General features: G+C 67.7%; 4 protein-coding genes. All 4 read right to left on the reverse strand.

Annotated elements, in window-relative coordinates; genetic code table 11:
* Nucleotides 1-231 precede the first annotated feature (231 nt).
* The 4 genes from KBX26_RS10220 to KBX26_RS10235 all read right to left on the reverse strand — a co-directional run bounded on the left by KBX26_RS10220 (nt 232) and on the right by KBX26_RS10235 (nt 13648).
* Entirely contained in the window at nt 232-582 is a 351-nt protein-coding gene (locus KBX26_RS10220) for a hypothetical protein (protein WP_210865284.1), read from the reverse strand.
* On the reverse strand, nt 563-7363 hold the full coding sequence (locus KBX26_RS32945) for an RHS repeat-associated core domain-containing protein (RefSeq protein WP_210865285.1): 6801 nt from the start codon (nt 7361-7363) through the stop codon (nt 563-565). The genes KBX26_RS10220 and KBX26_RS32945 overlap by 20 nt, the downstream gene beginning before the upstream one ends.
* Before the next feature lie 137 nt (nt 7364-7500).
* Entirely contained in the window at nt 7501-11232 is a 3732-nt protein-coding gene (locus KBX26_RS10230) for a LamG domain-containing protein (RefSeq protein ID WP_210865286.1), read from the reverse strand.
* Nucleotides 11233-13117: 1885 nt separating this feature from the next.
* Entirely contained in the window at nt 13118-13648 is a 531-nt protein-coding gene (locus KBX26_RS10235; RefSeq protein WP_210865287.1) for a hypothetical protein, read from the reverse strand.
* Between the last annotated feature and the right edge of the window lie 9 nt (nt 13649-13657).

A 13657-nucleotide genomic window follows, 5' to 3' on the forward strand; every position in this document is an offset into this window, starting at 1 on the left:
GGGAGTGGTTCCGGGGATCGACGCCACACCGCTACGCGGCGCGCCACCGCACCGTGCTCCAGCGGCGCGGTGGGCGGGCAACCGCCTTCTACCCATCAACCGGATGCCAAACTCCATCGATGAATTGATACTTATGCGAGCAGGTTGACTGCAACGCGGACGGCAACGCGGAAGCACACCCGCAGCCTCAGGCGCACCACGAAGCGTCTGCAGAACGCTCCGTAGGCGCCGTCACTCCTCAATGTCTACCCGGACAAGAACCTCCCGAATTCGTCCGGTGTCAACCAGCCGACGCAACAGGTTCGTCGCGGCGACGATCCCTCCCTGGTCAACTATCACAAGGTCCGCGCATTGAAAATACGCACCCGCAAAGCACTCCCCTGTCGCTTCCCATCGCTCCATCAGCCGTTGAATTTCAGTCAACGTCAGGAAAGTAGCGCTCCACCGACTTTTGTCGTCAAGAGTTACTTCTACATCCACGTTCTCGACAGTGTCAGCGTCGTCATCTGCGCCAAGCATGAACACTGCCTCGGCGCCGTTGAGCTGGACTTTGGTGAGCGGACTATTGGCCATAGAGCTCACTAAGCCTCCTGATCACGGCCGCCTCATTTGACTTATCGGCCTTACCCACAATCTGCACCCCGCCATCAACGTTCCTAAAGAAGAGCCGTGCACCGTTTCTGCCTCTAGCATAGGAAACGTCCGTGCCAGCAAGGGACTTACTACCCAACCCTGGATTCATGTTCCCCTCGCTGAGCTGCTTGAACAAACCGTTCATCTCTTGCTGAACTCGCTGATTCCGCTCTGCCTTTTGTGCAGCCTTTGCAAGGAAGCTGTCCGCATCAATTGCGGAGGACATCGCATTTCCGCAGGTGTTGTGCACGAGGACCGGCGTGTTGCCGGCGAGCACATAGTACGTGTGGATGTCGGAGACAGTGAGGTTGTACATGTGCCGAGCGCCGGCGTAGTTGGTCAGGCTCGCAACTCGGACCTCGCCGGCAGCGCTTGAGCGCAGCCTCTCTCCTGGCACAAGCTCTGCAGCATCGACCCAGGCACCACGGGAGACGGACCAGATCGGGTGCTCCCACGTGGTTTCCACATCGACCATCGCGCCAGTGGGCAGCAGCACGACAAGAGTCGTGAGCTGCGAGTCGCGATTCAGGTGCAGGCGAGTCACCGGTTTGGCTGCAGTCACACCGGCGTGGGGGTCGGTCGCCTGCACCAGGTCGCCGACCCTGACGTCGCCGATCTCCTTCGTCGTACCATCCGCCATAAGTACCGGCGTGTCCCGACTGAAGCTGTTGACTACTCTACATGCCTCGACCACGTCATCGGCTGCCTTCGAGGCATCAGAAAGAATATCGGCGCCTTCGCCGATAACTTTTGCGGCCTTGCCAACCGGAATTGCTCCGGCGAGATCGAGAACCAGCCCAACGTAGTCGCCGTTGTCAAGCTTCTCCTTGGCGAGCGCAATGGAATACGGAATCCCGATGCCAGGAATCCAGCTCATCCACTCGTAGAACTTGAGCTTCGATTCCTTGGCTCGGGCGTCCCGCATAGCGCACTCGCCCTCGACCTCACACATGAAGGCGGCAAGCGACGACTGGAGTTCAGCCGGAGTGAAGTCGGTTATGTGGCACCTGAAATGGCGCCAGCCGCGGGAGAGGCCGTACGTGTCGCAGTCACCCATGTAGTTAATCGTGAAATTGATGTAGGCTTTCCGCCGCTTCTTGACTTCCTCATCACGATCCGGTTGGCCGGCTTTCGAGCCACCGCCACCACCGCCGCCGGACCCCGAGCCTCCGTCGTTCCGCTTCACCTCGTCCGGACTTGCCCGACCAGCCCAGACGTCATCCTGGATCAACCCGGTCGGGTCGCTGAACGTGATTGGCGAGTTGCCGGCGTACGCGTAGCCGTGCCACTGCTGCGGTTGACTCTGGTCCATCAACGGGTCGACCGACACGAACCTGCCGAGCGTCGGGTCGTACTCCCGCGCCCCGATGTGGGTCAACCCGGTCGAGTCGATGTCGCCACCGACGAATCCCTTGCCGTTGGGCCAGGCCGCCTGGTCCCCGCGTGGTGCACCGTACGGGGTCTGGCGGCGGATCGTGACCGCCTGGGTCGCCGCGTTCACGCTGATCTGTTGGGTGCCCTGGTGGTCGCTGAACAGCCACTGCAGCCCACCGCCGCCCGAACGGCTGGCGATCGACTTGCCGGCGAAGGAGTAGTAACGGGTGGCGGTGTTTTGCGCGGCACCGAGGTCTCGCCGGATCTCCATTCCGGGTAGGTAGAGGGTGGTGCCGGTGGCGTCCCGTCGGAGGATCCGCTCGCCCTCGGCGTCGTAGACGTGACTGGCCAGGGTGGCGCCGCTCTCGGTGACGCTGGTCAGCCGACCTTCGGCATCCCAGGCCAACGTTTGGTCGGCGGCCACACCCGGCCGGGTGATGGTCTCGCCGGTGGCGTTGTAGCCGTACGAGTTGGTCACCGGCCCCTGTCCGGGGGCCTCGGTCCGGACCGACGTCACCGCGTGCGGCCGTACGGAGTTCGCGCCGCTGGTGGGCACCGTGTACGTGTTCGTGGTGTCGCCCGTCGAGCCGTGGCTGGTCTGGGTCAGCCGGTTGCCGATCCGGTCGAACGTCCAGTCGGTCCAGTAGGGGGCGGGTCCGCCCAGGTTCCCCACCGAGGGATCGGTGGCGCACTCCACGCCGGCTCGGGGTGTCCAGGCCGAGGTCAGGCGGCGCAGCCCGTCGTACCGGAAACACTGGCTCTCGGCCTGGCCGGCCCCCGGCTTGTCGACCAACTGCAGGATATTGCCGGCGGCGTCGTAGGAGTAGGTGCGGTCGGAGATGGTGCCGGGCGAGGTCTCCGGCTTGATCGTCGTCTGTCGGATCCGGCGGGTGTCCGTCTCGTAGACGTTGTTGTCCTCGACGTACGTCCCACCGGCGGTTTTCCGGGTCAGGACGGTGGGCTCGCCGTACACGGTGTACTGCTGCCCGACGACGTACGAACCGACCGTCGGCAGGTTCGTGGTCAGCGTCTGCGGCAGTCCAGTCGTGCCGTCGTAGCCGGTGCTCACCGTCTCCTGGGCGAGGCCCCCGGCTGCGGGGTAGGTGATCGAGACTTGCGTCCCGTCGGTGGGGGCGAACCCGTACGAGTAGGTCCACTCCTGTCCCAGTCCGGTCACCGTGCCCGGGATGACGTACTGGTCTCCGGTCACCTGGTAACGGGTGTTGAAATTGATCGTCCGCCAGGTGTACGCATTCGTCGAGCCGGCCGGCTCGTACCGGGTCGACTGGGTCAGTTGTCCGCGTACGGTGACGCCGGTGAAGAGCTGGTCGTACTTCCACTCGGCCCGCAGCTTGCCCGGTGAGACCTCATCGTCGTACTGGCCGGTCCGGCGGCCCATCGCGTCGTAGGTGTAGACGAGCACCTCCCCACGGGCGTCGACGCTCTTCTCCAGGTCGCCGTAGAGGGTGTAGGTGGAGAGGCTGGTGCCCTTGTCCGGGTCGCGGGACTCGATCTGTCGACCCCTGATGTCGTACTTGTAGGTCCACTCGTTGCCGGCCGGGTCGGTGATCTTCGTGAGCTGGTTCTTCCGGTTGTACGTGTACCTGACCGCGTCGTACGCGCCGGAGACACCCGCCGCAGTGGTGTGCTGGCGTACCTCGACATCGCGTCCCTTGAGGTCGAGGAATTTGGTGGTGGGGACCTCACCGGGGGCCGGGGTGCGGGCGATGCTGTCACCCCGGTACGACGTGCTGGTCCGCCACTTCTCCACCAGGTTCGTCACACCGTCCCCGGCGAGCGAGATCTCCGCGATCGGGCGGTTGGCGTCGTCGTACTCGGTGCGGGCGACCGCCGGTACCGACCATTCGGGCTCCCACCACAGCGTCCCCGAGGCCGTGCCCGGCTCGGCATGCGCCCCGTACGCGGCGGCGGTCCGCCCCCAGCGGTCGTAGATGGTGTCGGTGACGAGACGACCGCCGCCGATCCCGGAGGACTGGGTCTGCCGGGGCCGCAGCATCGCGTCGTAGATCTGGTACGTCGTCTGGTAGTTGCCGGCCGAATTCAGGGTCTCGGTCTTGACCGACGAGTAGTCGGACCGGGTCGGTGAATAGGTGTACACGTAGCGGGCGGACGGCTTCTGCGGGTTGTCCGCCTTCGACCAGCCCACCTTCCAGACCTGGGTCGTCCGTCCCAGGCCGTCAAGGGTCACCTCGGCCACTCGCGAGTTCACGTCGGTGGTCTTCCAGGCCGTCCCCCAGTACGGCGACACCTCCTCGTGGCTCGTCCAGTTGAATCCGCTCTTGATGGTCTTGCTGACCCTGGTCACCGGCCCGCCCACGGCCGGTGTGTACGCGGTCGCGGTGGTCACCGACCGTGCGTCGGTCGTGGTGACCGCCCGGCCGAAGGCGTCGTGGGTAGCCTGGCCCTCCGTCTGGAATACCGTGCCGGCCGTGGCCGTCCAGTCCCGCAGTTGTTCGGTCCGGGAGATGGAGCCGTAGGTCGGTGCGGTGTCCGCGCTGGCCGCACCGTCATAGCTGTAACGGGCATCGGCCACGACGTCGTCGGCGCTGACCGGTGCCGTCCCACAGGGCAGGGCGTTCGTGGTGACCCGCTTCAACAACCCGGTCTGGTTTCTGCCCAGGTTGCGGTTGTAGGTCTGGGTGACACACTGCTCGTCACCGACCACGTCGACGTCGCCGTCGTCCTGGGTCCAGTTCAGCGTGCCGTAGGTGTCGTCGAACGCCGACGTGGAGCGGGTGACCCGCCAGCCGGCCGCACCGTCCACGCCGAGCGCGGTCGCGGAATAGGTCAGCCTGGTGTTGGTGAAGCGGGCTGTGACCAGGTCATTGTTGATCGTGCGACTGGCGGTCGGCGGGGACTGCCAGGGTACGTTCACGGTTCTGCTGACCGGCTTGTCGAGGTCGCCGTTGTAGACGGTCTCCTCACGCACCGAGCCGGCGAACCAGTCCTCGTCGTGAACGGTCTCGTTGCCCAGCGAGGCACCGACGGTGACCTGTCTGGTGCCACCGGTGGGACTGGAGCGGTCACCGTGCATCCCGCGCAGATACTTGGTGACGGTCAGGGTCTTCCGGCCGTCGGTGTCGCCGACTCGGGTGGTGACCTCTGAATAGCCCCGGAACTGGTTCCAGGTCTTGTGTTTCGGCTTGATCAGACCGTCGTCGTCCGAGTAGTGCCAGGCCGGCTTGCCGCCGTACGCGTAGGTGGTGAACTTCGGCGGCGCCTGGTGTCCACCGGCGAGCTGCACGTCCGACTCGGACACCTGGCGTACCACGTACTTGTGCCACCACTCAGTCAGCAGCGCGCCCTCGGCACCGTTGGGGTCGGGTCCGATGACCGGATAGCAAAGCTTGGTGTTGGTGTGTGCGTCGCTCGGAACGTTGTCCTTGTGGCATTCCGGCAGGCTGTAGGTGACCTGGATCTTGGCACCCGTCTCGGCGACGATGTTGCCGATCCGCTGCCAGTTGTTCGTCGTGTTCGAGTCGGTGAGGACCCGGTTCGGCATCGCGGTCGGCTCGAACGTGATCGGCGGCAGGGTGACGGCCGTGCCGACGTGACCGGTGTGCGCGATGGAGGAGAGCCACAACCCCGCGTTGGTGCCGTCACCGGGTGACGGGAACGTGTGGGTGAGGGTCCAGGAGTCGACGTCCTGCCAGGCCGGGGTCGCCTTCGTCGTGTCCCAGACCCGGGTCGTGACCTTCGCGAGTCGCTTCGTGGTCCAGAAGGTCGGGGAGAAGTTGTCGCCGCACTCCGACCCTGTGCACTCCTGGTCCCATGGCACGTCCGGCCAGTTCGTCGCGTTGTGGGTGCCGCAGTTCGACGTGACACACCTGTCGTCCGGGGTGAACAGGACCTGCGCAATCGGGGTGGTCGACCGGTCGCTGGCGCCGCGGTCCCAGGTGCCGTAGTCGATCCGGCGGATCATCCCGCCCCGGACGTAGGAGACGTCGGACGCCGCAGTCAGGTTCTGCGCGTACTTGTTGTTTTCCTTGTCGTACCAGTACGACATCGTGTTGCCGCGCGGGTCGACGACGTAGTCGAGGTTCCATCGCCACGCCTGGGTGCAGTCCGAGTCGAGGAATTGGCTGGCGTGGCAGGGCTCGTCGTCGTGGTTGCCGAACACGGGTGCGGTCCAGGTCGAGTTGGTGCCGCTGCTCTGGCCGGGCAGGCTGTTCAACCCGAAGTAGTACTGGACTCCGTCGGTGGTGGTGACCCGCCAGTGCTCGCCGTTGTTGTCGCCGTTCGTGGCGTTCGTCAGCTTCTCGATCTTCGCGCCCTGCTCGCTGCGCGAATGCCAGCCCTTGCCGTTCTGGAACACCAGTTCCGTACCGGTGCCGTTGAGGGTCATGGTGGCGTTGTCGGAGCGCCAGCAGAGATCTCCGGTCTTCTTCTCGTTGTTGGCGCCGGAGGTCTTGTCGTCGCTGCACGACACATAGCTGCGCTCGATGTAGCCGGGCCAGTAGTCGAAGCCCTCGCCGACGAACGACGGTTGGTTGTTCGTGGCGGCCGACCGTCCGTCGACGCTCGCCGACGAATAGGCCAACGAGACCGTCGGGCTAGGCCCATTCAGCCCCGGCGGGGTCCGCATCGGGTACGCCCAGGAGAACCCTCCGGTGGAGCCGCCGCCGGTCCAGGTAGCCGACGGTGACAGCGAGGTGGCCGTGAAGTCGCCCGCCGACCCCTTGGCGTCGGCGGCCAGCGCGACCACGCCGCCGCCGGCCGTCGACACGTCGGCCGACACGCGACCGGTCACGGTGTCGTTCCGGGAGGGTAGTGGGCTGGCCTGGCAGCCCGGAGCCTCCGGTGTGGTCAGGGCGCAGGGCGGTAGCTGCCACAGCCGCAGACGGTCAGCCCAGCTGCCACCGTACGCATGGCGGAATTCGTTGTAGTCGACGGACACGTTGGCCTTCGCTGGTCCGGCTGTCCGTCGCGCACCGCTTACCCGCAGGACCACGCCGTCCCGCCAGGATGGTGCGACGGTGTCGCGACCGACGATCTCGACAGTGACGTCGGTCGGGTTCCCGCTCGTGGAGCCACCGGCCCGGTTCACCCAGACCGGCAGCTGACCGACCCGTACGCCTGGTGTGCCCGACGTGTCCGCGCGGCCGGTCCCGAGCGAGGCCGCTGCCCGGCCCGCCTTCGGCCACACCGGCGCCGGGGCGGGCTTGCCCGCCTGTGGCGGTGCGGGCCAGGCGATCCCGCGCACCTCCCCGCCGTGCTTGTCCACCGGGTCGGCCTGTGACCGCAGGCGCTCCGGGGCGGCCGGCGCGCCCGCCGGCGCCGGCGATGCCACCAGCATCGACCCCACGACCACCGCGGTGACAATGGCGGCGAGCACCCGACGAGGGCGGCCCGGCGGCGTGGCGCCCGAGCCTCGTTGACGCGGACCGTTCATTGGATCCTCCGGAATAAGGGGTCGACGAGGTCGGGTGTGTGGGTACGGAGCCGGTCAGCGATCCGGCGGTTGACCGGCGCTCAGGACTCGAGCTCTGCCTGCGCCTGGGACTTGTGCAGTTCGGAGACCGCGGTGTCGGTCAGGGCGCCCTGGTAGACCAGCAGGTCGTCCAGGCCGCCCTGGAAGTAGTCGACGAGGCGGGGCTGCTCGCCGGGGCCCGTGAACAACGCCGCCCCCACCGTCAGCGGCCCCGTCGCGCGGAACACGCCCGCGCAGGGCACGGACTTCTCCAGGACGCCGTTGACGTACAGCCGGATCTCAGCGGCCTGGGCGTCGTAGACGCCGACCAGGTGGGTCCAGGTGCCGATGTCGTCCTCGGTCAGCAGCCGATTCCCCTCGGCATGGACGCGCGCCGGCGTGATGTCGTCGTCCGCACCGCCCACGGTGAACCGCCAGCGGTGCTCGCTCGCGCCGCTGGCAAGGCGGTACTCCCGCAGGGAGAGGTAGAAGGCCGACTCCTTGGTGCCCCGCTGCCCGGCCGCGGTGAAGGTGCGGGGCTCGAACTGGTCCGGGCGTACCCAGACCGAAACGGTGAACGAGTCGTCGGTGCGCAGCACGGGGGTGTCCTGCCACTGCGGCGGGCTGCCCTCGGCGGCCAGGTTGCGCTGCGACCAGCCGTACTCCAGCGTGGACAGACCGAAATACGGGTCGGCCGGGTCCTCCACGAAGTGGCGCTTGTCGAGCATGAGGCCGCTGTCGCGGTAGCCGGCATCGACCGTCGTACCCTGGGTGAGACTCAGCCGCCGGCCCCACGTCGCCCCGTCCGGCGCCTCGCAGGTGGACGGGATGCCGACCTGGTAACAGGGCGTGGCGGCGTTCATGTCCCAGCGTCCGACCTCGATCGGGGCGAGGATGCCGGGTTCGTCGAAGCCACCGGAGTATTCGTCGGTGGCGAGTTGGCCGGTGAAGTCGTGGTCGACCAGCACCCGGTTGAAAACCTGCACGTCGGCGATGTTGCCGGCCCACCAGTTGGCCGGGAGACCCGCGGAAAAGCCTCGACCGACCACGAACTTACCGCTGGTGGGCCAGGGCGCCGCGACGTAGTCGGTCTCGGCCACCCGGACGCCGTTGACGTAGAGCCGCAGCTTGCCGGCGGTCCTGTCGTAGACACCGGCCAGGTGGGTCCAGCGTGCCGCCTCGGCCGCGGTGATCGGGGCCGGGGCGATCGCCACCCGGCTCGCACTGGTCTGCGCCGAGGTGTCCTTCATGACGAACGACCAGTACGGGACCTGCGGGGTGCCCTGCCGGCGTACGCCGAACTCGAACCGGGCGGCGTCGGTGGCGTCCTGGGTGAGCACCTTCATGTCGGTGGTCGGCAGGACTCCCGGCCTGACCCAGGCGGCCACGCTGAATGAGTTGGTGGTGTCGAGCACGGGAGCTGCGGTGGCGGCCTGCGAGGTGGTGCCGTTGAACGCGGCGCTGCCGCCGCCGAACAGCCGGGCGTCGGCGGCCCAGCTGACGTTCGTCGGGGCCAGCGGGGTGTCACCGGCGACCGCGCCCTGCTGGTCGGCGAGCGCCTGACCCTGCGTGACGCCCGGGTAGGTCTCCAGCCCCCAGCGGGCGATCGCCGGGGCGGGACGGTCGACGACGAACTCGACGCTGCCGTACCCCTCGTTGCGGGTGGCATCGACGGCCGAGACGTACAGCGTGTTCTGGCCGTACTTCGGGGGCCGCAGGGTCACGGTGGCGCTCTTCGGGGTGCCGGTGGCGGTCACCGCCGTGGTCGGGCCGGTCCAGCCGTACTTGAACGACATGGCGTCGGTGGCGGTCGACTCGATCCGGAAGGTGACCGGTTCCCCCGGCCCGCCCGGCGATCCCTGGAGCGTGGCCGTGACCGGGGGAACTGTGGTGTCGGCGGTGAACTGGCACCACGGCGACCAGCCGCTCCACCGCGAGTACGGCGCCGGGTCGACGGCCGTCACCCGGTACGCGTACGTCTTGCCGGTGACGACAGCCACGGCGGCGGTGGTGGCCCGGCCGTTCGCGGGTGCGGACGCGGTCGGTGGCCGGGTCAGCCGGGTCGGGTATGCGTCGGTGACGGTGCCGATGCCGGCGGCAGGCACCTCGATCCACTCGTAGGTGCCGGTCAGGCTCTGGGTGGTGTCGGCGTCCGGGTAGACGGCGGAAAACTTCGGGGCCAGGGTGCCTATCGGCAGTACGCCGTCGGGTAGGCAGGCGACACCGGCGACCTGGAGTCCGTTCGGCTTGCCCGGGATGGAGTCGTAGTCGACGATCAACTTGGCGTCGTTCGGGAAGAACTTCTTCCACCGACCCTCGGCGGACTCGCCGTCACCGTCGCTGTCCCGGGCGGCGAAGCCGACAGTGATCGCGGTGCCGCCCGCGCTGGCGACGGCCTGGACCTTCGAGGTCACCACGCCGGACTGGAAGTTCATGATCATGTCGGGTTGGATGACACCGCAGCCACCCGCCTCGTTCGCATGCCCCGGCGCACCGTCCATGATTGCGTTGAGCTTCATCTTCGACCAGGTCGCCTGCATGGCGTGGTCGATCGCCGGCACGTGGTACATGTAGGCCCAGCTGTCGTCACACGACCAGGAGTGGTCCAGCTTCATCTGCACGTAGGCGCTCTCGATGTGCTTTCCCTTCATGGCGGTGAGGGGGAACTGGAAAAACGACCGGTAGAGCTGCCCCTGGCAGGGCCCCTCCGGACTCAGGCCGACCCGGGCCACGCTGACGTCCGAGTTGGAGCAGCCGTTGTTGGTGGCGTACGCCCAGCGGTTCTGCTTCACCGACCAGGCCGGGTCGATGAAGACCGGGAAGTCGCCCGCGTCTGCGTCGAGCATGGCCGGGTCCGGGGTCAGAAGCAGGTCACCGGTGGCGTCGACAGCGGTTTCCACCCGTACGGTCCGCGCGGTCGCCGCCGGTCCGTCGACCGAGGAGCGCTCAGCGGGCGCCGACGCCACACCGGCCCGGCCGGCGATCGTCGTCTGACCCGCGGAGTTCCACATCGTCGCCGGCGTGGCCGTGGCGAAAGCCGTGGCACCGACGTCGGCCCGCAACGACCCGTCCGGCAACCGGACCGCCCGCGCGTCGCCGCCCAGGTCGAATCGGATCTGGCGCAGCGCCGGGTTGGCAGCCGCCGTGGCCGTCTTCACCACCAGCACGTGGGTGAAGCCGGTCCGGGTCGCCTGGACCGCGAGGTCGACGCCGGGCAGCACCTCGGGGTACGTCGCGGTGTCGCCGGCGAGCACCGGCGCCGGCAGCGCGGCCGGCCAGCCCACCGTGAGGGTCTCCCCGTCCCTGGTCAGGGTTGCCAGCGGAGCCGTCCCGCCGCCGGAGAACGCCACCTCCGCCGCCGACGCCGCCGGCCGTACCCGTCCGTCCGAACCCCGGCCCAGGTCGAGGTCGACGTCCACCCAGGTGCCGTCCGGGCGGCGGGTCCACTGCGGAACCACCCCAGACTCGAATCTGAGCCGACCGTCCGGTTGCGCCGTGACCTGCGTGTACTCGGAGCGGGACGAGCTGACCACCACTGGTCGGGCACAGTCCTTCGCCACGCCCAGTGCCTGCGCCGGAGAGGCCGCCTCCGCCACGCAGGGGGCAGCGGCGGGTGCCGCGGCGGCCGGCCGTTCGGCCAGCACCGGCAACCCCGCCACCGGCATCAGCAGCGCGGTGGCGGCCGCGAGCCAGCGCAGCCGCCCCAATCCGCGCCACCGGTTGGGTCGGCTGCGGCTGGGCAGCCCGCCCACCTTTGCTGGGTCGGTGGCGGCGTGACCAACATCGACAGACATGGCAGCTCCAACCGACCAGGCCAGGCCTGGCCGTCGCTAGGGAGGACCGGGAAATGGTGAGGTGCGGGATGGCCGCAGGGAGCGGCCTGGCAAGTGAGCCGCCAGCGTGACCGACGGAACTGGGGCCGGCACCCGGGTCGGTGCGCGACCGCTCAGCGCGCGAGCGTCAGCGGCCGACGCGAATCGGCGGCATGCAGGGCATTCACACGTACAGGATCAGCTCGGGCACAACCCGAATCGCCGTACGCGGAGACGGACGTTCGGCCGGCGCAGTGCGCGTCAGCGGCCTGGATCGTCCAGTAGGCAGTCGTCTCGGGCGGACAGTGGCCCAAGATACATCCATTGGATACATCATTCACCCCCGTGAATTGATGTGGCCAACGGTATGGGACACAGGTAGGGGGGTCAATCCCGATAGAGGTACGGAGAGTGACAAAGGTACGACAGAACGAGCAGCGGACGGACGTGACTGCGAAGCAGCTGCCCAAGCAGTCACACCGGAGTGATGCGCTGGAACCCGCGGGACAAGTGGGTGGTCTCCAAAGAGAGATCATTCATTCACCGACCATCGATGAGGCCACCTTCGAGCAGGCGCAGACGCTGCTCGCACGACACCGGTTGGGTCTGGACCTCCCGTAACGGCAACGCCGCGCCCGCAACCCATACGTGTTCCGAGGCTTGATCTACTGCGCCGCCTGCAACCGGCGGGTGCAGGGCCAGTACAACCACGACGCCGCCTACTACCGCTGCCGCTTCCCCCCAGGAACACGCCCTCGCCGACGACGTCTCCCATCCCCGCAACGTCTACCTCCGCGAGGAGACCCTCACCGATCCACTCGACACCTGGCTCGCTACCGCGTTCCACCCCGACCACATCAAGAACACGATCACCGCGATGGCAGACGCCAGCTGGGCGACCACCCATCCCCCGCCATCGCCGCCGCCCGCGCGACCATCACCGACTGCGACACGAAACTTCAGCGCTACCGAGCGGCTCTGGACGCCAGAGCCGACCCCTCGATCGTCAGCAACTGGATAGCCCAAACACAAGCTGAACGGACCCGAGCCGAAACCGAGCTGCACACGGGCACCTCCGCCGCACCACGCCGGATGACTAAGGCAGAGATCACCGCGCTGGTTCACGCCCTCGGGAACATCGTCACCGTGCTCCGCGACGCGGACCCCGCCGACAAACCGAGGTCGTCTACCGGCAACTCGACCTGCGGCTGACATACCACCCCGAAGCGCAAACGGTGCACGCTGAAACCGATCTCAGCGCGCACCGTGGGCCTATGGGTCGTGTCCGAGGGGCGACACGATCCATTGCCCCACCGCCGATGACGCTCAGCGCAACTCTGAAGCTCACGCAAACCTAGCTGCGATGGTGACCTCTTCGGTGCCGCCGAAGAGGTCACCATCCCGAAGCGCCTGGTCAGGGCGTAGCCCGTGGGATCGGAGTCTCCAGTAACGGAACCGCAGCCGACCCCAGCAAGACCACCCAGAACGCTTCACATCGACCTACAGCACGCCTACGGGCGTGGCGTTAGGCGGCCCGAGACGCCAGCCGACGCCAGCGGTTCCGGAAGCAGGACGCCTGACTACTTCGACCTCTACTGGGAGGTCACGCCACACCGCTCTACCGCATCACCACCGGTCACAGCCCTCGTCTCTCTCGGGCGTCGGTGAGCACTTCGGGCGCGGAGACCTCTTCGCCAACCTGCACCCAATCTGCTCCCAATTGCACGGCCAGACCAACCAGCAGCCCCTTACCGCCCTGACCTGCGGCACACGGTTGCGTCCAGGGAAGGACTGCAGCGCCTCCACGCACCCCAAAGACTTCGCTGCACCGGCATCGCGCGGTAGCCCGGGCCGCTCAGCGACTTGTTCACGGCCTGGGGCACGCGTCCAGCGCAGTGACGAAGACGCGGCAGGTCTCGGCACAGCTAGCGAGGGCCTCGGGAGTGATCACCACCCCGCCGTCCCGCACGGGCACGCCAATGAGTCGCATTTTGCGGGGGGCCCCATTCTCGATCTGTCTGGCCGTGAAGCGTCCCAGCCCGTGGGCCACCGCGTTGCGCACGGTGAAGCAGGCATCCAACCTCGCCCACCCCTCGAGGGCAACGACGTCGATGTTGTGGTGCCGTCTCAACGACTCCTTGACTTGACTCCAGCCGCCCGGTGGCCGGCCCGGTTGTTCGCCGAAGAGACGCCGCAGGAGAGTCTCGGCGTGGATCTCAACGATGCTGACCAGGCGCAGCCAGCAGGCGGCCCGGTCAGCCGCGGCGGTGTCACCGACGATACCGTCGCGGTAACGGCGCCCGGATCGGTCCGGCGGGCGGCGGGGCGTCGTGGCGCTGTGCCTGGCGTAGGTCGTGGCAAGCTCTTCCAGGGCGTCTTCGGTGATGTCGAGCATCACGGGTTCCAG

This window comes from Micromonospora sp. C97 (genome assembly GCF_018070385.1).
Lineage (GTDB): Bacteria > Actinomycetota > Actinomycetes > Mycobacteriales > Micromonosporaceae > Micromonospora > Micromonospora parva.